This is a genomic window from Brevibacterium iodinum ATCC 49514, from assembly GCF_900169265.1.
Taxonomy (GTDB): Bacteria; Actinomycetota; Actinomycetes; order Actinomycetales; family Brevibacteriaceae; genus Brevibacterium; species Brevibacterium iodinum.
Genome location: NZ_FXYX01000004.1, coordinates 136,099 through 161,233, shown reverse-complemented (window position 1 = coordinate 161,233; position 25,135 = coordinate 136,099). Strand labels below are relative to the sequence as shown.

The following is a 25,135-nucleotide window of genomic DNA, read 5'->3' as shown; positions in this document are numbered from 1 at the left end:
CTCAGCCCATGTCGTTGGCTTTCAGCCATTCGACGACTTCGGCCTCATCAGGCAGATCGGTGAACTGCACGATGTCATCACTGCCGACGAAGTAGAACGTCCCCGTCACCTCGGCGATCTCCGGATGCACCCTGAGAATCGCGAACCGGTAGAGCGCCAGCTGCCATTTCATCACTTCGAGCACTGCCGCATCGGGTTTCTTCGAGGTCTTCCAATCCACAACCTCGGCATGGTCCCCGGTGATGAAGACCGCATCGATCTTCCCCGGCACCCGGAATCTGCCGAGGACGAGTTCGAAGGACATCTCCACATGGTCGGCCCGACGCGTCGCGAACTCGGAGGCTGAGAACGTCGCCTGCAGCCGTTCGACCGTCGCGGCGTCGATCGGTCTCACCGATTCGTCTTCGCCGATATCGATGCTCGACTGGCCGAAGTGCTGTTCCACCCAGGAATGGAAGCTCGTTCCGATCTCGGCCGCCCGGCTGGGCGGAGCCGGGATCGGACGCAGGGTCTGCGTACGGAAACCCTGCGGGTCCCTCCTCCATGCGACCAGGGCCGTTGCCGACAGACGGTCGGGCATGCCCGCAGCGGACACCGCTTCGGGCCGGTCCCCGATGCGCAGAGCCTGAGCGGCGAAGCGCCCGATCGTTCCCGGATTCTCTGCCAAGGTCTCCAAGCTGACGTCCGGGCTCGCTTCGACCCAACCGGCTGCTCGCTGTGCGGCGGCGACCTGCTTCGTGCGCGGCACCGGCCATGGAGTGGTCTCGATGCGGTCCTCCGCCGTGTCGTCGGCAGGCTCCGGAATCTCCACTTCGAGGCCCAAGGCGTCGATCGCTTCGGCGAGGAAGGGCGAGGGGTCGTCGGGAACCGCACGCGAACCCATCAGTTCCGCCCCGAGCCACAGATGCCTCTTCGCACGGGTGAACGCCACGTAGGCGAGGCGTCGCTCCTCCCCCTCGTGCGCGTCGGCGATCCGTGGACGGATGAAGTCTCCGATCCACTCATCCAGGGCCTTCTTCGTCTCGAATTCGGCCTCCCGCAGGTCGAAGTCGACGAGGTGTGCGCGGTCACCGCGCAACGGGTACGGCAGAGCCGAGCGATCCATCCACCCTTCCTTGTCCCGCGGCTCGGTGGGAAAGTCCTTGACCACCAGAGACGGAACGGCGACGGCGTCGAACTCCAGACCCTTCGAGGCATGGACGGTCATGATGTTGATCGCATCGGCTGCCGTCGTCGGCTCGGCGACGCTCAGCGCATCATGAGCTTCCATGAGACTGAGCCAGGACAGGAAGCCTGTGATCGAGGGTTTGTCATCGGTGGCCGAGTACTGGCTGGCCGCGGAGAGGAATGCGTCGACGGAGGCTCTGTGCAGATTGCGCAGCGAATCGCTGAGACCCCAGATATCCGAATCGATTCCGGTCTCGGACATCGCGGTGCGGATGATCGAAGCCACGGTGCCGGTTCCCGAGCGGGTGGCCCGCAGCGCGCGAGCCAACCTGACCAGACGATGCAGTGCCTCCGAGCTCAGGCCGGACTGCTGATAGTCGGCGATGAGTCCCCTGTCGGCAGCTGTCCGCGCTCCTTGGTCGAGGACGCGCCCCACTTCGATGAGCTCATCGATGCCTTCGACGATCGTCGCCTGGTCGATGGCTTCGGCGATGACCTCCTCGGCGGCCGGTTCGGCTCGCTCGGACGCTCGCCTCTCGGCCTGACGACGGGTGAAGGCCTGCAGCCCCGCGATGTCGCCTGCACCGAGGCCGAGCATCCGTCCGCTGACGAGTCTCATGATCTCGTCGCCGGCCATCGGATCGACAGCAGCGGTGAGCACCGCGCGCAGATCTGCGACGAAGGGGTCGGTCAGCAGCCCGGAGGAACCGTGCACATGCACAGCGAATCCGGCGGCTTCCAGCGCCGCCGCGACCGGCGCGAAGTGGGCACGTTTGCGGCACAGCACGGCTTTCGAGGAACCTGCGGGGACCGTGTGGAACCAATCCGTGAGTGCGCGCAGGCCGACGGTGAGGAAATCGGGATCATGGGCACCCGAGCTGATTTCGACACTGACTTCGCCCTCACCGGCACCGTCGCGGGCCGACAGCGGGGACTCGCTGCTGTCAGCGAGTCCGGCGGCGATGCGGTTGGCCACCTGCAGGATCGAGCGATCGTTGCGCCAGCTGGTGCTCAGCGACAGGGATTCGACGTCGCGGAAGTCCGATGAGAAACGCACCATGTTGTCGGCGCTGGCGCCGCGCCAACCGTAGATGGCCTGGCGGGGATCACCGACTGCCGTCACTGCGGTGGAGCGGAAGAGGTCGCGCAAGAGCTTCAGCTGAGCCACCGAGGTGTCTTGGAACTCGTCGAGGAGGACGATCTTCCACCTGGCTCTCTCGGCCTCGGCCGCGGCGGGCACCTCATCGAGGATGCGTTGGGCGAAACGCACCTGGTCGGAGAAGTCCATGGCCAGATTGCGCCGTTTCGCGCGAATATAGGCATCAGCAAGTCGGGCCGTTCGGATCTTCGCTTCGAGTTTCGCCCGTCGTCCGTTGGGATCGACGGGTTTGCCCTTGCTGGACACCAGGGCAGCCAGGCACTGCTCGAGATAGTCCGTGACATCGTCGACATCACGACCGTGATCATTCATCTGCCCGGCCAGGGCGATGACGTCGGCGATCATCGTCTCGCGGGAGAAATCGCCGGGGATCTCGTCGGGTGGCGTCGAATCGATGAGATTCCCGGCGATGGTGTGTGCCGCGGCGTCATCGAGGAGGACAGTTTCGGGTTCGATGCCGATGCTCACCCCGTGTTCGCTGACGAGGGATGCCGCATAGGAGTTGTATGTGGACACGGTCGGATTGTCGAGACCGGGCAGGGAAAGGTCCTGACCCCGGCCGAGGTTGTGCCGCAGACGCGATAGAAGCACTCGGATGCGTCCGCCGAGTTCTCCGACGGCTTTGCGGGTGAAGGTCAGGCCGAGGATCTCTTCGGCAGAGACGAACTCATTGGCGACCAGCCACACCACGCGCTGCGAGATGACTGTGGTCTTTCCCGATCCGGCCCCGGCGGTGACTTTCATCGACTGTGCCGGGTCGGCCTCGATGATCACTTTCTGCTCCGGGCTCGGGGGGAAGGCCTGGGCAGGGTCGGCGGCCGTGAGCTCGGCAAGCCGCTCGGCGGTGAAGCGCATCAGTTCTCCTCCAACATCTTCGGGCCGATCGCCGGGCACGATGATCGGACGGGGCACGACTTGCACTTCTGCGGGTCCACCCGTGCAGGGAAGCTCGCGGCACGCATCCTGCCGGACACGTCGTCGATGAGTTCACGCGCCCAGTCGGGATTCTCATCGACGTCGAGCGCCGACTGCTCCCGAACAGTGCGAGCCGACTTGCGCAGGAAGACGAGTTCAGCGCCGAAAGCGTGTGCGTCGAGCTCCTGGTCCTCTCCGATCCTGATGGTCCCGGAATTGATGGCTTCCTGATACACACCCAGCTGCGCATGCCGGTCCATCTCCTTGCCGGCGACGACGTTCCTGCCGGTCTTGAAGTCGACGATGCGCAGTCCGCCCTTGACCTCCTCGACTCGGTCGAGGCGTCCGGTGACCTTCCACTCGCGTCCGTTCGAGTCGACACCGACCGCATAGACCTGTGCTTCGACTCCGACGAGGCGGTCCGGAGTCTTCTTGATGTAGTCGCCGAGGCGGTCGGCCATGCTCATCGCCACGTCGAATTCCCGTTCGCGTTCCCATTCTGCGTCGAACTGCAAGGACGCGAACTCAGTTTCCACGAAGCTGCGGATCGCGGAGGTGGGGCCCTCCGGATAGTTCTCGGCGGCGGCGTGGATGATGGTTCCGAGACTTTGGGCTGTCGACATCGGGCGGTCACCGCCGTTGCGGGTGAGGAACCACCGCAGAGAGCAGTCGGTGAATGCTTCGACCTGGGAGGGTGAGACGCGAACCGTATCGGAGTCGGTGAAGAGCGGCTCATTCGTGGTGATGTCCTCAGCCTCGCGCCACTGCGTCGGTGACCCCACCGCCCCGCCGCCAGCTGAGAGCGCCCGCATCAGCGCCGCCCATGACTGCGTGTCCGCGTCCGGAATCGCAGAGCTTTCGGAGCTTTCAGTCGTGGTGGCGTCCACGAGTGCCGACGATGACCCCGTAGCTTCGACATCGGCCGCGGCCGCCGTTTGCAGCAGATGAGCGCGGGCATGTGCTGCCATCTCCGGCACCGTCAGCGGAGGCAGCTCATCCTCGTGGGTGATCGCATAGCCGTCGGCCGCTTCGGTGCCTTTGGCGGAGCCTGCGGCGAGCACATCGAAGAACGGGGACGGTTCTGTCTCCGCATCGGTGACGGCGGTGACGATCACGTGCTCTTGGGCTCGGCTGAGCGCGGTGAAGAACAGCTCGCCCTCTTCGCGCAGATTCGTCCGTTTCGCATGCGCGTGGTAGCCGGGGTCACCGGTGACTGTCTCGCCCGTGGCGAGCACCGCAGTGAGATCGGTGAGGCCGAGGATTCCGCCGCGCAGCTTCGGGTTCGGCCAGACGCCTTCGTTGACTTCGGCGATGATCACCAGAGGCACACGCACATGGGCCAGTGAGGACGGGGTGCCCACCAGCACGTAATCGGCGAATCCTGCGGTATCGGCCAGGGAGTCCTGGGCGATGTCCTGTTCGGCGACGATGCCGGCGAACGAGCGAGCGGTGAAACCGCCGCGGTCGGCGATCTTCTCGGCCAGCGCGAACAGCCGGAGCACCGAATCGAGATAGCCGTTGGTCACCGATTCCGGGTCGCGCAGGGCTTCGATCTGCCATTTCTCAGCGACTCCGGCCGCGTTCCAGATGCTCCAGAGCGCTTGGTGGGGGTCGGTGGTGCCGACCTCAGCAGCGGCGTGGAGCATCCGTGAGATCGTGGCCAGTCCCTGTGGGGACGAATCGTCGATCGGGCTGCGCAGTGCCTGAGCCAGCGACGCCGTGCTGCTGGATGCAGGGAACTGTCTGCGCACTGCTCGTCGGAAACGGCGGATCTGCACGGGGTCGAGGCGGACGTAGATGCTGCCGGCCAGGGACAGAGCGAGGTCGGCGATCGACTCGTCATCGTCGAAATCAGGGGCGGTCGAAAGCAGGTCCAACAACGGTGCGGTCGCGGGGTCGACATTGAGCGGCTGCATGAGAGTGGCGATCGAGACCCCTGAGGCTCTCAGCTCATTGGCGATCGCACGAGCACTCGACGAATTGCGGCAGATGAGTGCGACATCGGACCAGCTGTGCCCCTGTTCGACGAAGTTCGTGATCCGACGGGCCAGATATCGGTGTCCGGACGCACTGCCCTCGAATACGTGCGTCTCCACGGCAGGCTCGGACGACACGGGAGACAGCCCTTCAACAGGTTCCGCTGTCGGAGCTGATTGCGGCACGCTCGCTGACGCCTCAGCGGAAGCCGCAGAATCAACAGCATCCTCGAGGGGACGTGGGCGCGGCATATGACCGGTCGACCAGCGCGTGGTGATCCTGGCTCCGAAGCCGTCGATGGTCGTCGCCAATGCAGGGTCGACATCCCACTGACGATCGAGCACGACCGTTTCGAAGCCGACCTCGGCCGTCGCCCGATCGATGATCGACGCGTCGGCTCCGTGGAAACGTCCGGTCACCGTCTCGGGCGAGCCGAACAGAGCGACGGCACTCCCCCTGGCGCGCAGCTGTTCGAGGATTCCCCAACTGGCGGCAGGGAAGTCCTGGACCCCGTCGGCCAGAACCACTGTGGGCAATCGGTCGGGGGCGAACGTCCACGAACGTCCGGCCGTCACCTCGGCGGGTTCGCGGAGGATCTCGAAAGCGGCGAGGGCGAGAACCGTCGCGGAGTCGACGCCCCCGTATCCGGGCATGGACATGATGCCCAGATATTCGTCGAGTATCTCAGCCACGGCCTGCCACCGAGGGTCGGGGTTGTCGGCAAGGGCACGATCCAGGGCGCTGCGACCGAAGTCGAACACGTGCTCCGCGATCTCCGGCGACGTGTCGGGCGTGCGCATTCCGAAATCGAACTCCATCACTCGGTTGAGCGCATCGCGGACCTCGGTTCGGAATGCCGAGGTCGAGCGCACCTCGGCGGTGATCTCCGACGGCCACGCCGGGCCGCGGGAACGACCGAGTTCGTGACCGGCGAGGAGATCGGCGAGGAACACATCCTGATCGGCACCGGAGATGAATTCGAGGTCCTCCCCGGTCCGCGTCGTATGTGCGGCCCGGGCGATCCCGTACGCGAACGACGCCAGACTGCGGGCAGGGGCGGAGGAGAGAACCGCGTCAGCGGGCAGCTCGAGACGATTGCGCAGCACATCGGCGTGATCACGGTCGGGTGTGAGAACGAGGACCGAGGCGGGGTCGATCGTCGACACCAGCTGTGCATAGAGCGACTCGAGCAGAGTCGTCTTCCCGGTTCCCGGCCGCCCGATGATATTCAGGCAGCCGCCGGAGAGCAGGGTGCTGCCCATCCGCTGCGTCATCTCATCCATACTCGTATTCCATCACGGCCCGCTGACATGAGACTTCCCAGCCACTGACCGGCGCGTCGTCAAAGTGACAGCGCGGATGCCCGGTGCACAGCCTGTCTTCGCGTAGCATTGAAGAATGTCGAGTCCACAACAGAGATTGCCCCGTGACCAGCGCCGCGACCAATTAGTGGGAGTCGCACGCTCCGTTTTCGCCACCCGTGGATATCGGACGACCTCGATGGACATGATCGCCGAGGCAGCCGGTGTGTCCAAGCCCGTGCTCTATCAGCACTTCGATTCGAAGCAGGAACTCTACCTGGCGCTCATCGATTCCTCGGCGGCGCTGCTCGACTCTCGGCTCGCCGAAGCTCTGGGATCGACCACCGATCCGCATGAGCAGGTCCACGCGACCTATCGCGCGTATTTCGACTTCGTGGTCTCACACCGCGAAGAGTTCGTCATCATCTTCAATTCGGACGTCTACGAGCCGAAGGCCGAACAGAAGCTGCGCGCGCTGCGGGAGAGTTCGGCGACGCGGGTCGTGTCGGCGTTGAAGAACTTCGCCCGCCTCAGCGACGATGAGGCACAGCTGCTGTGCCGGGCTCTCATCGGCACCGCCGAGGTCGTCGTCAAGCAGATCGACTCTCATCGCGGTGTCGACGTCGACACAGCCGTCGAACTGCTCACCCAGATGAGTTGGGGCGGACTGCGGTCGTTCGCGGATCGTTGACGTTCCACCGGCCGCTCAGCCTTCAGCGGAATCCATGGGGAAGAAACCCAAGCCTGCGGACGTTAAGCTGAACACAGTCCAATCCGTCATCGATCACCGAGCATCGGCACAAGGAGCACCATGGAAATCAAGATCGGCGTCAAGCAGACTCAGCGCGAGATCACCCTCGAAACGGACGAGGATGCGAAGGCTCTCGCCGCCCGCATCGAAGAGAAGATCCAGTCCGATGGGCTGCTGACCTTCACCGATACGAAGGGCCGTCTGGTCTACGTTCCCTCCGCCTCGCTCGGCTACCTCGAAATCGGTGCCGAGACTTCACGTCGCGTGGGATTCAGCGCCTGAGCAGCACGCTTGAACAGATGGGCTCCGGTCGTCGTGACCGGGGTCCTTCCGCGTTCGCGGCGGAATCCTGCGTCCCTCGCGGGATCGTGAGTCCGTCGCCGGATCGCGAGGCCGTCGCAGGATCGTGCTGCCGACGCGGAATCGTGCTCAGCCGCCGCAGCAGGCGTCTATCGTGTGATCAGGCGACGAGACCGAGCGCCGACATCCGCTTCGAGTGATTCGAAGTCACCGCCGGGATCAGTTCGACGACGAGATCTTCGTCGAGGCCGAGGAACGGATCGGTGAGCAGACTGCGAGCTCGCCCCAGGGTCTCGGCGACGAGCTTGCGGCCCCACAGGGCCAGCCGCGAGGCCAGCTGTGTGTCGACGGCCACTTCGATTGTCAGACGATTGCGCGCATATTCGCTGGCACGTGTATCATCGAGAATTGCAATAGCCAGGCTGTATCCGGGCTCCGCGAGTTCGTCCACCGCCGTGCGGTAGAAATCATTCATGATTCCGTCGAAGACGAATCCCTTCATGAGGCTTTCGTACCAGTCGCGAGGACGAGTCCTTTCAGCCAGAGTGCTGAAGGTCGGTTCGAAATGCTGACAGAGCTCGATCACATCCTGGCCCATCTGATCGATGTGCTGTGAGAGCTGTTCGAAGTTCGCGAATGACTGAGAGGCCAGCCGCGCCAGGGTGACCTTGTCATCCAGATCCGCTGCGGTCGTCGCGTTTGTGGCCATACGTTCGAAACCGGTCAGCTCGCCGAACGCCAGAAGTGCGAGCGTTGCAGCATCATTACCGGCCAATGGGACAGAATCGGGCATAGTTCAAGACTACCGGTTCGCACCATGACAAGCGCGTACGCGCTAAAAGGAGTTTGGAATATGGCGGAGACAGAAGCGGATTTCGCGGAGCTGGGAGTCGCCGGACCGATCGTGGCCTCGCTGGCCTCGGCAGGAATCACCCACCCCTTCCCCATTCAGGCGCTGACACTGCCCGTGGCACTGTCGGGCGCCGACATCATCGGGCAGGCGAAGACGGGTACCGGAAAGACCCTGGGATTCGGAATCCCCCTGCTCCAGCGTGTCGTCGGCAAGACCGAGGACTCGTCGGTCACCTCCGACCCCGATTCGACTCCCGACGGCGTGGGCGATGCCAAGGAGCCGCGGCTGCCGCAGGCCCTCGTGGTCGTTCCCACCCGTGAGCTGGCCAAGCAGGTCGCGGCCGATCTCGTCACCGCCTCGGTGCAGCGTGACATCGACATCATGACCATCTACGGCGGCATGGACTTCGATCCGCAGATCAACCGGCTGAAGTCCGGCGTGGACGTCGTCGTCGGCACCCCCGGCCGCCTCCTCGATCTCTACGGTCGCAAGATCCTCAAGCTCCACCGCGTCCGCACCGTCGTCCTCGACGAAGCCGACGAGATGCTCGACCTCGGCTTCCTGCCCGACGTCGAGAAGATCATCAACGCGGTGCCCGCCCACCGGCAGACGATGCTGTTCTCCGCGACGATGCCGGGGGCGGTCATCACCCTCGCCCGCCGCTACATGAACCAGCCCACCCACATCCGCGCCCAGGACCATGAGGACCTGTCGCTGACGGGCAAGAACACGACGCAGTTCGTCTACCGCGCCCATTCGATGGACAAATCCGAGCTCGTCGCGCGTATGCTCCAGGCCGAGGGCCGTGGTCGCACGATCATCTTCACCCGTACCAAGCGCACCGCCGACAAACTCGCCGCCGAACTCGAGGATCGCGGTTTCGCGGTCAAGGCTCTCCACGGCGATCTCGGTCAGTCACAGCGCGAGAAGGCTCTGAAGTCCTTCCGCGACGGAAAGGTCGACGTGCTCGTGGCCACGGATGTTGCGGCCCGCGGAATCGACATCGACGATGTCACCCATGTCGTGAACTACCAGTGCCCTGAGGACGAGAAGACCTACGTCCATCGCATCGGACGTACCGGTCGAGCCGGCAACTCCGGTGTCGCCATGACCCTGGTCGACTGGGATGACATGCCCCGCTGGCGTCTCATCAACAAGGCCCTCGGACTCGATTTCGACGAACCAGTCGAAACCTATTCGACGTCCCCGCACTTCTTCTCCGACCTCGGCATCCCGAAGGGCACCAAGGGCCGGCTGCCGCGTCAGCACCCCGAAGGCGAGGACGAGAAGTCCACCGGTGAGCGCAAGGGCCGTGGGTCCGATCGTCGCGGTTCGGGCCGTGGCCGTTCCGACTCTCGCCGAGGCGACTCATCCGACCGTCGTGAATCCTCCTCCGACTCCGGTAGCGACGACCGCAAACCACGCCGCCAGCGCAGCCGTCGCCGCACCCGCGGCGGCAAGCCGGTCAACCGCGCACAGGGCGGCCAGACGGGTCAGGGCGGCCACCCGGCCACCGACTCCAGCGAGGGCTGATCCCTCCGCGGGCGCGAGCGATTCCCCCGCACTGCCTGCACGAAGGGCCCCGACCACCCGGTCGGGGCCCTTCGTTCATCCTGTGTTCAATTCGACCCCCGATCCCGTTCAATTCTGTGACCGATGATGTTCGGACGCCATGTCATCAAATACGAACGAGAGTGAGTCATTGTTCGGTTCACGCCGGTTGGACGACGAGTCCCCCGCAGCTCCCACCCGGATCGACCTCCCCCGCCGAGCCGAAGGCCGGACCAGCCCCGTCCGAGAAGCCGACGGCGGCACCTGCCCCGACTGCGAAGCCGAAGGCTCCGAAAGCGCACCGCCACGACGTCGATGTCATGCGAGTGCTCGCCGGACTCACCGTCATGATCGGCCATTCGGGCGGCGTCCTCATCGGCCGATCCGATGAGGGCAGCGACGCTTGGTGGCTCGGCCATCTCGCCGAGGCGGTCAATCCCTCGGCCGTGCCGATGTTCTTCATGATCGCCGGTTGGGCCGTACTCGCCGGTGCACCTCCGCGCACCGAAGCGAAGATGTGGGACCGCATCGTCCGGCATGTCGTTCCGCTGGCCGCTTGGTCGGTCATCTTCGTGCTCGGCTTCAACCTCTTTGACACCGATGAGGTCGACGTGCGGCACGACCTCGTCCGCACCTTCCTCGAGGCCGGTCGCCCGGCTTTCCACTTGTGGTATCTCTACGCGTACATTCCGCTCATCCTCGTCTTCGGCGCACTCGTCCTGTTCTGGAAGGGACAGCGACCGTGGAAGCTCGCGGCCCTGGCCCTCGTCCTCGCCGGACCGACGGTGTGGGCACCGTTCTTCCTCGAGATCATCGGCTCCGACCAGGATGCGTGGAAGTGGGGCTTCGCGACGTATCAGGTCGTGTACTTCGTCATCGGGGCCTTCGTCATCCATCACGCGCATGAGCTTCGGCCGCCGATCTGGATGTTCTGTCTGCTCTTCGCGGTCTCGGCACTCGGCGTGCTGTGGTGGGAGTCGCGACGGTCCTATCCGATCGAGAACGCGAACCCGCTCATCGTCGGACTCGCGGTCAGCGTCATCCTCCTCGTCTCCCGCATCCGCCTCAGCGAGCGGGCCAAGAAGGTCTTCACGACCATGGCGACGGCATCATTCGGTGCATTCCTCGTCCACGTGTTCTTCCTCGAACTCTTCTTCGAACGCCTCTTCGACGTCGATGCGGCACCGATCCTGCTCGTCATCCAGTATGTGGGTCTGCTCGCGCTGATGGCGGCTCTGTCGTACGCGCTGAGCTTCGCGTGGGGAAAACTCCATCTCCGCCGAATCCTCGGCTGATCTCAGCCGCCAGATGAAGGCTGGCACAGCTCGGAGCCGGGCTCAGCCCTGGATGTAGTCGACCCCGCCGGGCCGTGAAGCCGCACGCTCGAGCAGCTTCGCGAGCATATGGTCGGAAGTGACGTGCTCGCCGAGGCGGTTGGGTTTGCCCGTGCCGTGATAGTCGCTGGAGCCGGTGACGATGAGGTCGTGCTCATGCGCCAGACGTCGCATCGCCTCTCGCTCCTGCGGAGGGTTGTCCCTATGGTCGACCTCGAGTCCGTCGAGACCGGCGGCGATGAATTCGGTCATCGCCGAATCGGGCACTACCCGACCGCGCATGGCCGCGCGCGGATGGGCGAAGACCGAGACTCCCCCGGCCCCCCGAATCAGCCCGATCGCGGTGATCGGATCGATCGTCGGCAGGGACACATGATATTTTCCCTGGCTGGACAGAATCGACGAGAACGCTTCGGTGCGGGACTCGACGACGCCGGCCGCGACCAGCGCATCGGCGATATGCGGACGTCCGATCGTGGCGTCCTCTCCCGAGACGGAGAGGACCGCATCCATGTCGATCGGATAGTCTTCGGCCAATCGTTCGATGATGAGGCGAGTGCGATCGAGTCTCGCCCGCCTCGTCTCCTGCACGACCTCGGCCAGCCCCGTATCGTACGGGTCGTGGAGGTAGGAGAGCAGGTGCACGCTGATACCCTCGTAGCGACAGGAGATCTCCATTCCCCTCACCAGGCCGAGCCCGTAGACGCGGGCGGCATCTTCGGCAAGGGTCCAACCTGCGGTGGTGTCGTGGTCGGTGAGTCCGACGACGTCGATGCCCTCCATCGAGGCTTCTGAGATGAGTTCGGACGGGGTTTGGGTCCCGTCCGAAAATGCGGTGTGCACGTGGAGATCGATGACCATGGTCACAGTCTATCTGCATCTGTCGTTCCGACTTCCCCGTGTACACACCATGTCACTCCGCCCGTCTAGACTGGCGGCATGACAGAGCAGAACTCAGATACCCCAGACTCGACTCAGGACCTCGCAGACCGCGTCAACAACCGCTCGCATCGCCCGAATTCCGCCGCCTTCCGCGACTTCGTCGCCTCCGGTTGGGATCGCACTCCCCTCAACGCCGAGGCTCTCGCCGCCGCCAGTTTCACCCCAGCCCGTCGGGACGCGGTCTCGGCGGCATTCCCCGGCGAACGGCTCGTCGTTCCAGCCGGCGGACTCAAGGTCCGCTCGAACGACACCGATTATCGCTTCCGCGCTCATTCCGCGTTCATCCACCTCACGGGTCTGGAAGCCGACTCCGAACCCGACGCTGTGCTCGTCTTCGAACCCGAGGGCGACGGCCACGATGTGACGCTGTACTTCCGTCCCCGCGCCGGTGCCGATACGGAAGAGTTCTTCTCCGATTCCCGCTACGGAGAGTACTGGGTCGGGCCGCGTGCCGATCTCGAAGCGATGTCCACCATGACCGGCATCGCAACGGAGAGCTCCGCCACCGTCGACGACGCCATCACGAAGGACCTCGGGGCCATCTCCGTGCGCCTCGTCCGACATGCCGACGCCCGCATCGACGGAGTCATCGACCTGGCTCGCACCCAGGTCCAGGCCGATCTCGAGACGTCCGAGGCAGGAGACGCCGAACTGGCCCAGCTGCTCTCCGAGCTGCGCCTGATCAAGGACGACCACGAGATCGCGCAGCTGCGCGAAGCCGTCGCCATCACCCGCGCCGGTTTCGACAACGTGGTGGCTGCGCTGCCGAAGGCACTCGGACACCGTCGTGGTGAGCGTGTCGTCGAGACCGCGTTCGAGACCGCCGCTCGCTCCGACGGCAACGGGGTCGGCTACGACACGATCGCCGCCTCGGGCAATAATGCCTGCACCCTGCACTGGATTCGCAACGACGGTCAGGTCCGGGACGGTGACCTCATCCTCGTCGATGCCGGAGCCGAAGCCGATTCGCTCTACACCGCGGACATCACCCGCACCCTGCCCGTTTCGGGCACCTTCACTCCGGTGCAGGCGAAGATCTACGATGCCGTGCTCGATGCCTCCGATGCCGCGTTCGCTGTGGCCGCAGAGCACCCCAACCGTCCTGTGAAGTTCCGTGAGGTCCACGAGGCAGCCATGGAGGTCATCGCGAAGCGTCTCGAAGAGTTCGGTGTGCTGCCGGTCTCCGCCGCCGTTTCGCTGTCACCGGAAGGACAGCAGCACCGTCGGTGGATGGTCCACGGCACCAGTCATCACCTCGGCCTCGACGTCCATGATTGTGCACAGGCGAGAGCGGAGATGTACTTGGACGCAACTATAGAACCGGGAATGGTCTTCACCATCGAACCCGGACTGTACTTCAAGTCAGACGACCTGCTCCTGCCCGAGGAGTTCCGCGGCAACGGTGTCCGCATCGAGGACGACGTCCTCGTCACCGCCGACGGAGTGGAGAATCTCTCGGGCGACTTCCCCCGCAGCCGCGCCGAGATCGAGGCCTGGGTGCAGAGCCGGCCCCAGGACCGCTGATGACCTGGGAGACCGCGCGCGGTTCGCGCCCCCAGGCACGGCCCGGCCCGTTCCGCGGGGGCGGAGTCCTCGAGATCCCCGGTATCCGCATCGGCCATGCAGGTGAGTTCACCGACCGCCGGCTGACGGGGATCACCACCGTGCTGCCCCCGATTGGTTCGACCGTCGGCGTCGATGTCCGCGGGGGCGGTCCCGCCACCCGTGAGACCGATGTCATTGCGCCGGGAACACATTCTTATGGTGCCGATGCCATCGTCCTCACCGGCGGATCCGCGTTCGGGCTGGGTGCCGTCTCCGGAGTCGTAGACACCCTCGCCGAGGCGGGGCTCGGATTCCCTGCTCCCGGACTTGCCGATGCGGTCATTCCGCTCGTTCCCGCGGCCGCGATCTTCGACCTCGGCCGCGGAAACGGTTCCGTGTCACCGCCGAGACCGGACGAAGGGGCCGAGGCGACACGAGCGGCGCTGTCCGGGAGGACAGACGAGGTCCGAGGCAGCATCGGGGCAGGCGTCGGAGCCCGGTCCGGGTTCCAGAGTGTGCGCGGCGGGCTCGGATCCTATGCCGTCCGGCTGCCCAGCGGAACCACAGTCGCGGCCCTCGTAGTGGCGAATTCGCTGGGAACGATCGGCACGCCGTCGGGCGGTCTGTGGTTGGACCCGCTGCTGCGCTCGATCGGTCTCGATCTGCCGAAGGTGCTGAGTCTCCCCGCCACTCCGCCGCCGGCCCCGGGGACTGCCGCGAAGAACACGACGATTGCGATCGTCGCAACCGATGCACGCCTCGATACGGCGCAGATCACGCGGATGGCATCGGGTGCGCACGCGGGCATCTCGCGAGCTGTGCAGCCCTCGCACACCCTCTTCGACGGCGACACGGTCTTCGGCATCGCCACCGGAGCGCAGGATCTGCCCACCGATCGTGACGCCGCCACCCGAGAGCTCGTGATGATCTCCGCGGCGGCGGCCGATGCGCTGAGCTTGGCGATCCTCGACGCCCATGTTTCGGCGACACCCGTCGACAGCGCTTGGGGGCAGCCGCCGACGCTGAGCGAGATCGCACCGGATTTCACCTCGGAGTTCAACGCTCTCTGATCACGGAGACGGGGCCCGCCGTTCGGCGGGCCCCGCTCCTCGCAGTTCTCCGCAGCTTCCAAGCGCCATCATCCGACACCTGCCCGGAGCTGCAGCTCCTTCTTCAGCGGTCAGTCGTTGCGAGCCGACTGAGCCTCTTCGGAGTCGAGACCCTTCGGGTCTCGGACTTCCTTCTTCTGCTGAGCATCGAAGCCATCCTGACGCAGCAGCTTCTGCGATTCGGTCTTCGCGGCGGCCTCATCCTCGACCACGGTGAACCGGACCGACTCGGTGAAGTCACGACCGTAGCGGTCGGTTCCGGTCACCTCGGCGGTGTGGGTGCCCAGGTCGAGGTTCGAGGGGATTTCGGTCCGCCACAGGTGCGAGCTCGACTGGCCCACATTGCCGGAGGTGCGCAGGTTCTGTGACGCCGTGTACGGATCGGTGTATTCCCAGCCCTTGGCCAGGGCTTCGCCTTTGCCCGGCTGAGTGTGCTCGGACTGCTTCGGCGCTTTGCCGTCGAAGCTGACCTCGACTCGTGCGTCCGAGGTGCCGGCGAGGAAGCTCGAGGTCAGCCAGGTCTCGCCCTGCTTGAGGTCCTCGCGGGTGACGACGCGTTCGGAGATCTCCTTCGGAGCAGTGCCCTCCTTGTCCGCGTCCTGCCACTCCTGGGCCTTCTGCGCCCAGTCACGCCACTCTGGCGAGTTCACGCCGAGCAGCAGCTGATGGTCGTCGGATTCGTTGCGCACGGTGTAGCGTTCGCTGCGCGAAGCACCGTCGTATTCGAGGGTGAGCACGCCCGGTTCCGAAGCGTCCTGAGTGAACGAGTACGGCAGCCCGTCGGCGTTGAGGCCGCCGGAGTACCAGTCGCCGGAGACGGCACCGGCGACGATCTGCGTATTCGGCAGCTTCTCGATCCCGGCTGCAGCCCATTCCTTCCGCGTCTCGCCAGCGACGAGGTTCTCCTGAGTGTGCGTGTGTCCGCCGACGGTCACGGCGTTCGGGTAGTCGGAGATGACGTCGTAGAAGTCCTTCGCATTGTCGACGACGACCTCTTTGTGCGTGAGGATCGGCGCGTGGGTGGCGACGACGACCTGCGCGTTCTTCGGCACGTTCTTCAGATCGTTCTCCAGCCAGGTCAGCTGATCCTGACTGATCTTCTCCTTGTACTTCTTCCTGTTCGCCTTGCCCTCGTATTCGATGCTGTCGAGGACGACGAAGTGGGTTTTGCCCACGTCGTAGGAGAAGTATGAGGGACCGAACTGGTCACGGAACGTGTCGAGGGCGTGAGCGTCGTCGACCGCGTCGTAGTCCTGGTCATGGTTGCCCGGGGCCACGCGCACGGGTCCGTTCATCTGGGAGTAGATATCGCGCAGTTCATCGTTGAGGCTGAGGTCGTCACCGACGTTGTCCCCGAGCAGCAGCACTCCGCAGGCGCCGTAGTCATTGCGGTCGGCGAGGTCTCCGACGGCCCCGTCGCGGGCGTAGCCCATCTCTGTCTTGTCATAGGCCTGGGTGTCGGAGGCGATTGGGCAGTTCTGCTCGCCCTTCGCCGAGGCCTGCGATTCGATCATCGGGAAGTTGACGGCCTTCGGCGTGTCCCCGGTCGGTTCGATGCCGCCGTATTCGAGGTCACCGGAGCCTTCGGGCAGGTGGTTGTAGCTGAACTGTGCGACCTTGTCCTCATCGACGGGAACCTGCCAGCCGGAGGGCTGAGTGATCGAGACGGTCATGTTGTCTCGCACGGGCAGCTCGTAGCGTCCGTCTCCGTCCGTCTGGACGACGTCGACTCCGTTGCTCACCGCAACACCGGAGATGCCCTGCTCATCACCATCGAGCTTCGAGTTCTCGTTGACGTCGTCGAAGACCTGACCGGTGAACTTCTTCGGATCGTCGGCCTTGTCGCGGTCGACCTGGACGTGGCCTTCGTAGAGTTCAGCCGGTGCGTCCGCGGCCGTCGCCGAGGTCGGCGAGAGAAGCGGGGCGAAGAGCGAGAGCGCGGCACAGGCTCCCAAGCCTGCGGCAGCGGTGCGCGGGCGGATTCGACGTGTCTGCATGGATTTCTCCTGTATTCGACTATGGCGGGTTCTGCCGAGAAATGACCCTAGGGAGACGAGGCGACAACGAGATGACGCAGACAGGACGGCTTGATGAATAGGAGAAGAGGCCGAGTGGAACCCGACGCCCACTTCGTTCACCGCCCGCGAATGTGATCTCTATTCAATTCATGGAGGCGGTCACTGAAGACTCCACGCACCACGTAGTCTGAGAACATGAGTGGTCCACCGAAAAGAGTCTTCGTCGCCCGACTCGTCTCCGCCCCCGTGTTCGACCCTCTCGGCGATCAGGTGGGCCGTGTCCGTGACGCCGTCGTCGTCTATCGTGCGACGATGCGTCAGTTCCCGCGAGTCATCGGCCTCGTCGTCGAAGTGCCGGGCCGTCGCCGCGTATTCGTGCCGATGGGCCGGGTCACCGCGATCGACTCCGGCCAGGTCATCACGACCGGCCTGGTGAATATGCGCCGCTTCGAACAGCGTGAATCCGAGACCCTGGTGATGAATGACCTGCTCGACCGACGGCTTCGTCTGCGCGAGGACAACTCACCGGTGCTCGTCGAGGACGTCGGCATCGAACAGCAGGTGAACAAGGACTGGGAGGTCACCAGACTGTTCGTGCGTCGTGTGCCCGAACGCAGCGCCTTCGCCGCGTTCCGACGCCGCGGCGAGACCAAGCAGATCGACTGGACGGATGCCGACCATCCTGTGGATTCCGAGGTCGATCAGGAAGCCACGCAGCTCATCGCCGCTTATCAGGACACGAAGCCTGCCGACCTCGCCGATGTGCTCTTCGAGATGAACGCCGCTCGCCGCCTCCAGGTGGCCCGAGCCCTCGATGACGAACGCCTTGCCGATGTCGTCGAGGAGCTGCCGGCCGAGACCCAGATCGAGATCCTCACCGGACTCGAAACCGAACGAGCCGTGACCGTGCTCGAAGAGATGGCTCCAGACGATGCGGCCGACCTCCTCGGCGAGCTCAGTGATGAACAGGCCGAACGATTCCTGACTCTGATGGAACCGGATGAGGCCGAAGATGTGCGTACGCTTCTGGCGTACGACGATGACACAGCCGGCGGTCTGATGACGACCGAACCGGTCATCCTCACCCCGGAAGCCACTGTCGCCGAGGCGCTGGCCCATGTCCGACGGGAAGACCTCCCTGCGGCGCTGGCTGCCGCGGTCTTCGTCTGCAGGCAGCCGGTGGAGACCCCGACTGGCAAATATCTGGGGCTCGTCCACATCCAGGAGATGCTGCGTCATCCGCCGCACGAGGCCGTGGGCATCATGCTCGACACCGAGGTCGAGCCGCTGTCGCCGGAGACTCCGCTCGGCGAGGTGGCGAAGCTGCTGGCCGCGTACAATCTGGTGTCGGTGCCGATCACCGACGACAACGATCGCCTCGTCGGTGTGGTCACCGTCGATGACGTCCTCGACGAGCTGTTGCCCGAGGACTGGCGAACCACCGGTCGAGACGATCGCAGCAGGGGGTAGATATGGCCGTCGATGATTTCGAGATTCCGCGGTCGAGCAAGCGCCGACTGCCGAGCTTCACCGTCTCCCCCGAGACTTTCGGACGCGGAGCCGAAGCCTTCGCCCGGTTCATGGGCACTCCCGCGTTCCTCGTCGGGATGACGGTCTTCTGTGCGGTGTGGCTGCTGTGGAACACCCTGCTGCCGGAATCGTGGCAGTTCGACCCGCGGTCGCTCAACTTCACCCTGTTGACCCTCATCCTGTCCCTTCAGGCCTCTTATGCCGCGCCGCTGATCCTGCTCGCGGAGAACCGCAGCACCGACCGGGACCGCGTCGAGTTCGAACACGATCGGCAGCGCGCCGAACGCAACCTGGCCGATACCGAGTACCTCGCACGAGAGGTGGCGGCGCTGCGCATCGCCATGCGTGAGGTCGCCACTCGTGACTTCATCCGCTCCGAGCTCAAGGATCTGCTCAAGGAGCTCGAGGAGGAAAGACAGGACGAAAGCGGGACCGACAAGGTCGATCCCCGGGCCTCCGAAAAGCGCCGAGGCGGCCCTCGAGGCGGATGACGAGACGCCCGCCGAAGCGGTAGTGTTGATGGCCCGGGAGCACTGTTCCGGGAAGGAAAGGACGTGGGCATGACTGGTCCCTCTGAGGACGCCGTGAGAGAGGCGCTGACCGGGGTCATCGACCCTGAGATCCGCCGCAGCATCATCGAACTCGATATGGTCGAATCGATCGTGATCGAAGGCGGCAAGGTCACCGTCACAGTTCTCCTCACGATCGCCGGGTGCCCGCTGAAGGACACGATCACCAAAGACACCAAGGCTGCGGTGGCCGGTGTCGACGGGGTCGCCGAGGTGGCTGTCGTTCTGGGCACGATGACGCCCGAACAGCGCAAGGAGATGAAGGAGAAGCTGCAGGGCTCCGGCGCCCGCGATGTCCCCTTCAATCGCCCGGAATCGCTGACGAAGGTCTATGCCGTCGCGTCCGGAAAAGGCGGAGTCGGAAAATCGTCGGTGACCGCGAACCTTGCCGTGTCCCTGGCGGACAAGGGCCTGCGCGTCGGCATCGTCGATGCCGATATCTACGGCTTCTCCATCCCCGGCATGCTCGGTCTCTCCGGCAAGCCGACCCGAGTCGATGAGATGATCCTGCCCCAGGTCGCCCACGACGTGAAGGTGATGAGCATCGGCATGTTCGTCCCGCCGAGCCAGGCCGTCGTCTGGCGCGGTCCCATGCTCCATCGCGCTCTGCAGCAGTTCCTCACCGATGTGTTCTGGGGCGACCTCGACGTGCTCCTGCTCGATCTGCCTCCCGGCACGGGCGATATCGCGATCTCCGTGGCTCAGCTGCTGCCCGAATCCGAACTCCTCGTCGTCACCACACCGCAGTCGGCGGCCGCCCAGGTAGCCGAACGCGCGGGATCCATCGCCACACAGACGAAGCAGACCTTGGCGGGAGTCATCGAGAACATGTCATGGATGGAGATGCCCGACGGCACCCGGATGGAGGTGTTCGGCTCCGGCGGAGGCGCCAGCGTGGCCGAGAACCTCGCCGCCACCCTCGACCAGGAGGTTCCGCTGCTCGCTCAGATCCCCTTGGACACTCGTCTGCGGGAAGGTTCGGACGCGGGTACCCCGGTCGTGCTCGGCAATCCCGATTCGCCTGCGGCAAGGGCTTTCGACACCCTTGCGGAGTCGCTGCGGCGACGCAGTCGCGGCCTGTCCGGCAGATCCTTGGGACTGAGCCCGGTCTGAGTCGGTGTCTCCTCTCTCCCCTCGCGATACCCTCGTCTACTCTGTCTTCGCCGGCCTCAGCGCTCTGACCGCTCTCGTCCTCTTGGCCGGGGCTGTCGTCACTGCGCTTCGAGATGACCCCACCCCCGGACGGTCGGTGGAACCCGCGCAGCGAACGATCGCCGCCGAGAACCGGGACGCTCTCTCCGCAGAGCTGCGCAGCTACGCGCTCGTCTCGGACAAACGCACGCCTCGACTGGACGTCCACACCTTCGGTCTGCCCACGGCCGCCTCGTTGAATGCGGCGATCGAAGATCATGTGCTGTCCCTGATCGACGATTCCGGAGGCTTCGCCGATCGCGCCGCGTTCGATCCCGTTCAGACAGCACCTGTCCACAGGTGGTCGACGACGGCTTTCACACCAGCACAGACCAGCATCGCTGACGCGCCAGCGTCTCGAGTAGACCCGCGTGCCATCGACATCAGCACCAGGGTGCTGGCAAGCGGCGGGAAATTCGTCGTCACCGCAGTCGATATTCAGTCGCCGCATCCGCAGACAAGACTGCTGCTGACCGATCTCGCCCACGACAGCACAGTCAATGCCCGCCGGCTCTTCGCCGCACCGGTCGACCCGGCAGCTGTCGGAGCCGATGACACCGGCACGCTGACGATCAATGACGCTGCGGTCTCCGACACCGATCTGTCCTCGATCGGCGACCGAGTCCAGAAGGCGCTGCACAGCAGTCTCGAACTGCCGCAGCCGTTCGATCTGCGCTCCCCCGACTTCTCCTGTGCGCTGCTGCCCTGTGTCGCGCTGACCTATGATGACGGTCCCGGAGAGACGAAGACCGAACAGGCGATCCTCGACGCAGCCGATGAGGCGAACATCCGTCTGACATACTTCTTCCTCGGGAAGAACACAGACAGTTCCCCGGAGGTGGCCGAGCGGATCATCTCCGCTGGCCATGAAGTCGACGATCACACGTTCTCGCATGTGCAGATGGACAAGACCGCATCGGCGACGCTCCGCAGAGAGCTCGACCGGACCGACAGGTCGCTGCGCTCGGTCGGAGTGAAGGACGAGCCCCTCGTCCGTCCACCGTACGGTGCCCTCGACAAACGCTCAGCACACGCTCTGGGCGGCCCTGCGATCATCTGGGACGTCGATACCGGAGACTGGCAGCACAGAGATGCGAAGAAGACGGTCCGACGCGTGCAGTCACTGACTCGCCCCGGATCGATCGTGCTCATGCATTCCATCCATCCGTCGACCGCGAAGGCTGCCCCGCAGGTGTTCTCGGCCGTGGCGGACAAAGGCCTCTACCCAGTGACGGTGCGAGAGCTCTTCTCCGGGATCGAGTGGAAGAAGGGCGGGTCGTACTTCTGCCGCGGATACGGCGATGAGCTGTGCTCGAATCCCGAACATCCCGCGGTGATGAAGAACTGAGCCACTGACGCTTGCACGGAGGCGGGAATGCAACATTCCCAACAGACGCCGTCGGCCTCAGCCCCAGGTGACTTCGAGGGTGGCTTACGGGGTGGCTCAGGTGGCTTCGGGATCGAACGGTGCCGCAGCGGAACGGTCGCGCAGGCTGGCCTGAGCTTGGAACCGTTCGATGGGTGACTGCTCCCGGGTGGGGGCCGCCTCGGTGTCGGTCTGAGTGGACAGGGCAGCACCGGAGGACTCAGCCGATGACGATTGCTGAGAGGCCGGTTCCTGACGTTTGGACTCGCGGATGGCCGCATCCTCTTCGACCAGTGCCTCACGTACGATGCGGCGCGGATCGTACTGGCGCGGATCGAGCTTCTGCCAGTCCACATCCTTGAAGTCGTCGCCGAAATCGCGTCGAACGCTGTCTTTCGCGCCTTCGGCCATGCGACGCATCTGCCGCACGAAATCACGCAGCTTCTGAGCGTATCCGGGCAGGCGTTTGGGTCCGATGACGACCAACGCCACAACGACCAGAATCACCATTTCGGTGCCGTTGATACCGAACATGGCCTCAAGTCTACCGTGGACGGCGGTAGCATCGACTCATGGTCAGCTCAGGTTCGACATCCCGATCCTGCCGGGAGGTGCAGTGGACGAGATAGCCGTCGAACGGGTGCTGCGCATCATCGAACTCGTACCCGCCGCACGCGTCGTCGCCTACGGGACAGTCGGCGCCGTAGCCGACTGCTCACCCCGCTATGTCGGACGGGTGATGCGGGAATTCGGATCGAACGTCACTTGGTGGCGAGTCGTCAACGCGGCGGGGATCCTACCGCCCGAGATCTTCGCCCGCGCCCGCGTCCACTGGGAAGAGGAGGGCACACCGCATTCTCATGAGCGGGTCCAACGCGCGGCATTCCTCGATGTCGAAGAACTCGATGGGCTGTGGCGCAGCCACGGAATCGACCCCGATTGCGGTTAGACTTGGGAGAACTCAGCACCAGAAGGGAGGGGCCGGTTGGCACGCAAAAATGCAGGTGATCTCACCTTCTCAGAACAGTACAACGGTCCCGATCCGCTGCTCGACGCCGCTCGCACCCACTCTCATGAGTTCGGGATCGCACCGGTGTCCCAAACCACGGCGAGGACGCTGACGCTGCTGGCCCGACTGCTCACCCCGGTCGCGGCCGTCGAGGTCGGTACCGGTGTGGGAACGTCGACGCTGTCACTTCTGCGCGGGATGCCGACCGCCGGGATACTGACGTCGATCGACACGAATTCGACGACCCAGAGCGCAGCTCGTGACCTCGTCGACATGGCCGGAATCCGGCCGGGGCGATTGCGGCTGATGAGCGGTCGGGCCGAAGAGGTTCTCAATCGCCTTGCGCCTTCGGCCTATGACATGGTCTTCATCGACGTGGAGCCGGGCAACTTGGAGAGGATGATCCAACCCTCTCTCCGACTGCTCGATGCCCAGGGCCTGCTGGTCATCCACAAGACTCTGCTCAAGGGCGCCGTCGCCGATCCCGTCGATCGCAGTCCCCGGACCCAGGCCGCACGGAGCATGCTCAATCGCATCGCCGAACAGGAGCACCTCGAGCGGGTGCTGCTGCCCATCGGAGAAGGGCTGCTGCTGCTGCAGAAGACCCGGTGAAGCGAGCACAGCAGAGACTTACAGGTAAGTCTCTGCTGTTCGTGTGTCTCCGTCCGGCCGTGTTCTGCGGCCGTCGGCTCAGAGCTTCAGGGTCTGGGCGAGAGTGTCGTGGAGTCCGGTGGCTTCATCTCTGCTGAGTTCGATCACCAGACGGCCTCCGCCTTCGACTGGAAGCCGCATCACCATGCTTCGGCCTTCTTCGGTCACTTCCAGAGGTCCGTCGCCGGTGCGGGGTTTCTGGGCTGCCATATGGGCTCTTCCTTCCGTGGTCATTCAAAGACGGTTCACACCAGGTGGACCGAATGATGTACCTACGATTATTCCACGATCCGCGCGTTCCCGGTAACTCTCCCGCCCACCGGACGGTCACGGCGGCAGATCAGCAGGCGGAGTGAAGTGCCACAGGTAGGCGACCCACACGATCTGAAACAGGATATAGGCCACCAGCATCGCGGCCCGATAGCCTCGTGAGCGCACCAGCGACAGCGTCAGGGCCAGCGGGAACAACGGCATCAGCAGACGCAGGGTGGAGGTCTGCGGATTGAAGAAGATAAGCAGATACAGGCCGTAGCCGAGGCAGAACAGCTGCAGCGTCCGCCCCATATGCGCTCCAGCCGGGGAGAAGATCAGCGCAAGCATTCCCGCGACGACGATGACGAGCAGCACCGGACCGAGCGGACCGATGAGGCTGATCGACCGTGCCACCCACTGGACGACGAACATGGTCTCACCGGTATGCCAGGCCGCCTCGGTGTCGGTGTAGGCCGTCAGCGATCCCGTTGCCCACCAGGCATGGATCGGGTGGATGAGGGCCGCTGCGCAGGAGAGCACGCCCAGGGTCCAGGACCGGATCACTTCGCCGGTCGGGTACGGATCGCTGCGGCGACGGAGGAAGCGGTCGATGAGGTGGAAGAGCATGAAGAACGAGAACGCCACACCGATCGGTCGCGACAGATCCATGAAGACCACGACCGGCAGCGCGGTGAGATAGCGGCGTTCGACGACGAGGAAGAGCGCCGATGCCTGCAGCAGGAGGGTCAGTGATTCGGCATAGCCGGTGGAGAAGATCGCGGCCGGCGGGAAGAACATCACGAGCGCCAGACCCATCAGCGCCTGACCGTCGTCGACGTACTTCCGGAAGAGGTGGAGGATGACGATCGAGGCCAAACCGGCGGCGATCGTGGACACGATCGGCGAGATGACCTCGTAGCTCAGCCCCGTAAGATCGGCCAGAGTGGACACGATCGAGGGGTGCAGCGGATAGAACGCCCACTGGTTCTCCGCAACCGCTCCGGAGTCGTCCACGGGCAGGATGCGAGGATAGCCCTCTTCGGCGACGCGCCCGTACCAGCCGCCGTCCCAGAAGTTGAGGAAGTCATTGAGCGTCGTCGTCACAGGCGACGACGACCAGTTCGCCGGGTCCTGCCGTTTGAGGACTGCGGCGAAGATCGACATGCTCACGACACGGGAGGCGAAGTACACTGCCACGGCCTGCAGCCATACCGGCAGAGCCATGAACAGTGCGCCGAGGCGGCTGAAACGGGAGGAGTCGAAGACTTCGGGGGCGAGGGTGATTCCTGGCAGGTCTGCGGGGCGGCTCATCGTGGTCCGGCAGCCGTTTCCGGTCCGTCAGGTGCGGTTGTCGGGCTGGTGGGCGGTGCCGCCTCGGCGGGGGCGGCTGCGGTCTCGAGTTCGCTCAGGCGTACCCGCAGCATCGCCATGGCCGCGTCGACGTCTTCCATCCGGTAGCCGCGCAGAGCGGGCCGGAACCGCACCGATTCCAGGTCCTTGACGGTGAATTCCGCCGGCAGCCCGGTCCAGCTCTCTTCGGCCTCGTCGACGGTTTCTGAAGAGAAGACGTTGAAGGTCGCTGCGACGACGAATACGAGGACGAAGACCGCAGCTGCGACACCGATGACAATCCACAGAGGCATGC

Annotated in this window: 21 protein-coding genes; 12 read left to right on the top strand and 9 right to left on the bottom strand. The window is 64.7% G+C overall.

Annotation, left to right across the window (positions count from 1 at the left end; all coding sequences use genetic code 11):
* Window position 1 precedes the first annotated feature (1 nt).
* Window positions 2-3,181: an ATP-dependent helicase gene (locus BI49514_RS05480; protein ID WP_101544954.1), complete on the bottom strand. Its 3,180-nt coding sequence runs from the start codon at window positions 3,179-3,181 to the stop codon at window positions 2-4.
* Window positions 3,181-6,501 carry a PD-(D/E)XK nuclease family protein gene (locus BI49514_RS05475; RefSeq protein WP_101544952.1) on the bottom strand — a complete coding sequence of 1,107 codons (3,321 nt, stop codon included), beginning with the start codon at window positions 6,499-6,501 and terminating at the stop codon, window positions 3,181-3,183. The genes BI49514_RS05480 and BI49514_RS05475 overlap by 1 nt, the downstream gene beginning before the upstream one ends.
* Window positions 6,502-6,616: 115 nt before the next feature.
* Here BI49514_RS05475 and BI49514_RS05470 point away from each other — a divergent pair, with 115 nt between their 5' ends.
* Window positions 6,617-7,210: a TetR/AcrR family transcriptional regulator gene (locus tag BI49514_RS05470; RefSeq protein WP_244195077.1), complete on the top strand. Its 594-nt coding sequence runs from the start codon at window positions 6,617-6,619 to the stop codon at window positions 7,208-7,210.
* Window positions 7,211-7,330: 120 nt separating this feature from the next.
* On the top strand, window positions 7,331-7,552 hold the full coding sequence (locus BI49514_RS05465; RefSeq protein ID WP_101544948.1) for a DUF3107 domain-containing protein: 222 nt from the start codon (window positions 7,331-7,333) through the stop codon (window positions 7,550-7,552).
* A gap of 178 nt (window positions 7,553-7,730) precedes the next feature.
* Here BI49514_RS05465 and BI49514_RS05460 read toward each other — a convergent pair whose 3' ends face one another.
* Complete coding sequence (locus BI49514_RS05460; RefSeq protein ID WP_101544946.1) at window positions 7,731-8,363, bottom strand: ferritin-like fold-containing protein; 633 nt, start codon at window positions 8,361-8,363, stop codon at window positions 7,731-7,733.
* A 60-nt stretch (window positions 8,364-8,423) separates the two neighbouring features.
* Between BI49514_RS05460 and BI49514_RS05455 the strand changes: the two genes are divergently transcribed.
* Together BI49514_RS05455 and BI49514_RS05450 are read left to right on the top strand one after the other, a co-directional pair.
* Complete coding sequence (locus tag BI49514_RS05455; protein WP_101544944.1) at window positions 8,424-9,956, top strand: DEAD/DEAH box helicase; 1,533 nt, start codon at window positions 8,424-8,426, stop codon at window positions 9,954-9,956.
* A gap of 161 nt (window positions 9,957-10,117) precedes the next feature.
* On the top strand, window positions 10,118-11,269 hold the full coding sequence (locus tag BI49514_RS05450) for an acyltransferase (protein ID WP_101544942.1): 1,152 nt from the start codon (window positions 10,118-10,120) through the stop codon (window positions 11,267-11,269).
* A 42-nt stretch (window positions 11,270-11,311) separates the two neighbouring features.
* Here the strand turns inward: BI49514_RS05450 and BI49514_RS05445 are convergent, their stop codons facing one another.
* Window positions 11,312-12,169 (bottom strand): PHP domain-containing protein, encoded by an 858-nt coding sequence (locus BI49514_RS05445; protein ID WP_101544941.1) that lies wholly within the window; start codon window positions 12,167-12,169, stop codon window positions 11,312-11,314.
* A 78-nt stretch (window positions 12,170-12,247) separates the two neighbouring features.
* Here BI49514_RS05445 and BI49514_RS05440 point away from each other — a divergent pair, with 78 nt between their 5' ends.
* Together BI49514_RS05440 and BI49514_RS05435 are read left to right on the top strand one after the other, a co-directional pair.
* Window positions 12,248-13,774 carry an aminopeptidase P family protein gene (locus tag BI49514_RS05440; protein ID WP_101544940.1) on the top strand — a complete coding sequence of 509 codons (1,527 nt, stop codon included), beginning with the start codon at window positions 12,248-12,250 and terminating at the stop codon, window positions 13,772-13,774.
* Window positions 13,774-14,865 carry a P1 family peptidase gene (locus BI49514_RS05435; RefSeq protein ID WP_101544939.1) on the top strand — a complete coding sequence of 364 codons (1,092 nt, stop codon included), beginning with the start codon at window positions 13,774-13,776 and terminating at the stop codon, window positions 14,863-14,865. Before BI49514_RS05440 ends, BI49514_RS05435 begins: the two co-directional genes overlap by 1 nt.
* Window positions 14,866-14,975: 110 nt before the next feature.
* Here the strand turns inward: BI49514_RS05435 and BI49514_RS05430 are convergent, their stop codons facing one another.
* Window positions 14,976-16,901 (bottom strand): calcineurin-like phosphoesterase C-terminal domain-containing protein, encoded by a 1,926-nt coding sequence (locus tag BI49514_RS05430; protein ID WP_101544937.1) that lies wholly within the window; start codon window positions 16,899-16,901, stop codon window positions 14,976-14,978.
* A gap of 216 nt (window positions 16,902-17,117) precedes the next feature.
* Here BI49514_RS05430 and BI49514_RS05425 point away from each other — a divergent pair, with 216 nt between their 5' ends.
* The 4 genes from BI49514_RS05425 to BI49514_RS05410 all read left to right on the top strand — a co-directional run bounded on the left by BI49514_RS05425 (window position 17,118) and on the right by BI49514_RS05410 (window position 21,560).
* On the top strand, window positions 17,118-18,392 hold the full coding sequence (locus BI49514_RS05425) for a magnesium transporter MgtE N-terminal domain-containing protein (RefSeq protein WP_101544936.1): 1,275 nt from the start codon (window positions 17,118-17,120) through the stop codon (window positions 18,390-18,392).
* A 2-nt stretch (window positions 18,393-18,394) separates the two neighbouring features.
* The gene (locus BI49514_RS05420; protein WP_101544934.1) at window positions 18,395-18,943 is read left to right on the top strand and encodes a DUF1003 domain-containing protein; all 549 of its coding nucleotides are present in this window, start codon (window positions 18,395-18,397) and stop codon (window positions 18,941-18,943) included.
* 69 nt (window positions 18,944-19,012) lie between these two features.
* Window positions 19,013-20,134: an Mrp/NBP35 family ATP-binding protein gene (locus BI49514_RS05415; protein WP_101544933.1), complete on the top strand. Its 1,122-nt coding sequence runs from the start codon at window positions 19,013-19,015 to the stop codon at window positions 20,132-20,134.
* 4 nt (window positions 20,135-20,138) lie between these two features.
* On the top strand, window positions 20,139-21,560 hold the full coding sequence (locus tag BI49514_RS05410; RefSeq protein ID WP_101544931.1) for a polysaccharide deacetylase family protein: 1,422 nt from the start codon (window positions 20,139-20,141) through the stop codon (window positions 21,558-21,560).
* Window positions 21,561-21,656: 96 nt separating this feature from the next.
* On the opposite strand, the gene BI49514_RS05405 is transcribed toward BI49514_RS05410, so the two are convergent.
* Window positions 21,657-22,112, bottom strand: coding sequence for a twin-arginine translocase TatA/TatE family subunit (locus BI49514_RS05405; protein ID WP_101544929.1), 456 nt, complete (start codon window positions 22,110-22,112; stop codon window positions 21,657-21,659).
* An 82-nt stretch (window positions 22,113-22,194) separates the two neighbouring features.
* Here BI49514_RS05405 and BI49514_RS05400 point away from each other — a divergent pair, with 82 nt between their 5' ends.
* Both BI49514_RS05400 and BI49514_RS05395 read left to right on the top strand, forming a co-directional pair.
* Window positions 22,195-22,527, top strand: coding sequence for an MGMT family protein (locus BI49514_RS05400; protein WP_101544928.1), 333 nt, complete (start codon window positions 22,195-22,197; stop codon window positions 22,525-22,527).
* A gap of 36 nt (window positions 22,528-22,563) precedes the next feature.
* Entirely contained in the window at window positions 22,564-23,199 is a 636-nt protein-coding gene (locus tag BI49514_RS05395) for an O-methyltransferase (RefSeq protein ID WP_101544926.1), read from the top strand.
* Window positions 23,200-23,277: 78 nt separating this feature from the next.
* On the opposite strand, the gene BI49514_RS05390 is transcribed toward BI49514_RS05395, so the two are convergent.
* The 3 genes from BI49514_RS05390 to BI49514_RS05380 form a co-directional block, all read right to left on the bottom strand.
* Entirely contained in the window at window positions 23,278-23,448 is a 171-nt protein-coding gene (locus BI49514_RS05390) for a DUF3117 domain-containing protein (RefSeq protein WP_101544924.1), read from the bottom strand.
* Window positions 23,449-23,565: 117 nt separating this feature from the next.
* On the bottom strand, window positions 23,566-24,801 hold the full coding sequence (locus BI49514_RS05385) for a hypothetical protein (protein ID WP_101544922.1): 1,236 nt from the start codon (window positions 24,799-24,801) through the stop codon (window positions 23,566-23,568).
* Window positions 24,798-25,133 (bottom strand): DivIVA domain-containing protein, encoded by a 336-nt coding sequence (locus tag BI49514_RS05380; RefSeq protein WP_101544920.1) that lies wholly within the window; start codon window positions 25,131-25,133, stop codon window positions 24,798-24,800. Before BI49514_RS05380 ends, BI49514_RS05385 begins: the two co-directional genes overlap by 4 nt.
* Between the last annotated feature and the right edge of the window lie 2 nt (window positions 25,134-25,135).

What these genes read in the sequence shown, in the direction of transcription:
- BI49514_RS05470 (WP_244195077.1), top strand. Translation starts at nt 6,617, where the DNA reads ATGTCGAGTCCACAACAGAGATTGCCCCGTGACCAGCGCCGCGACCAA.
- BI49514_RS05425 (WP_101544936.1), top strand. Translation starts at nt 17,118, where the DNA reads ATGAGTGGTCCACCGAAAAGAGTCTTCGTCGCCCGACTCGTCTCCGCC.
- BI49514_RS05480 (WP_101544954.1), bottom strand. Translation starts at nt 3,181, where the DNA reads ATGCGCTTCACCGCCGAGCGGCTTGCCGAGCTCACGGCCGCCGACCCT.
- BI49514_RS05460 (WP_101544946.1), bottom strand. Translation starts at nt 8,363, where the DNA reads ATGCCCGATTCTGTCCCATTGGCCGGTAATGATGCTGCAACGCTCGCA.
- BI49514_RS05440 (WP_101544940.1), top strand. Translation starts at nt 12,248, where the DNA reads ATGACAGAGCAGAACTCAGATACCCCAGACTCGACTCAGGACCTCGCA.
- BI49514_RS05405 (WP_101544929.1), bottom strand. Translation starts at nt 22,112, where the DNA reads ATGTTCGGTATCAACGGCACCGAAATGGTGATTCTGGTCGTTGTGGCG.
- BI49514_RS05475 (WP_101544952.1), bottom strand. Translation starts at nt 6,501, where the DNA reads ATGGATGAGATGACGCAGCGGATGGGCAGCACCCTGCTCTCCGGCGGC.
- BI49514_RS05445 (WP_101544941.1), bottom strand. Translation starts at nt 12,169, where the DNA reads ATGGTCATCGATCTCCACGTGCACACCGCATTTTCGGACGGGACCCAA.
- BI49514_RS05415 (WP_101544933.1), top strand. Translation starts at nt 19,013, where the DNA reads ATGACTGGTCCCTCTGAGGACGCCGTGAGAGAGGCGCTGACCGGGGTC.
- BI49514_RS05435 (WP_101544939.1), top strand. Translation starts at nt 13,774, where the DNA reads ATGACCTGGGAGACCGCGCGCGGTTCGCGCCCCCAGGCACGGCCCGGC.
- BI49514_RS05430 (WP_101544937.1), bottom strand. Translation starts at nt 16,901, where the DNA reads ATGCAGACACGTCGAATCCGCCCGCGCACCGCTGCCGCAGGCTTGGGA.
- BI49514_RS05385 (WP_101544922.1), bottom strand. Translation starts at nt 24,801, where the DNA reads ATGAGCCGCCCCGCAGACCTGCCAGGAATCACCCTCGCCCCCGAAGTC.
- BI49514_RS05420 (WP_101544934.1), top strand. Translation starts at nt 18,395, where the DNA reads ATGGCCGTCGATGATTTCGAGATTCCGCGGTCGAGCAAGCGCCGACTG.
- BI49514_RS05380 (WP_101544920.1), bottom strand. Translation starts at nt 25,133, where the DNA reads ATGCCTCTGTGGATTGTCATCGGTGTCGCAGCTGCGGTCTTCGTCCTC.
- BI49514_RS05465 (WP_101544948.1), top strand. Translation starts at nt 7,331, where the DNA reads ATGGAAATCAAGATCGGCGTCAAGCAGACTCAGCGCGAGATCACCCTC.
- BI49514_RS05390 (WP_101544924.1), bottom strand. Translation starts at nt 23,448, where the DNA reads ATGGCAGCCCAGAAACCCCGCACCGGCGACGGACCTCTGGAAGTGACC.
- BI49514_RS05455 (WP_101544944.1), top strand. Translation starts at nt 8,424, where the DNA reads ATGGCGGAGACAGAAGCGGATTTCGCGGAGCTGGGAGTCGCCGGACCG.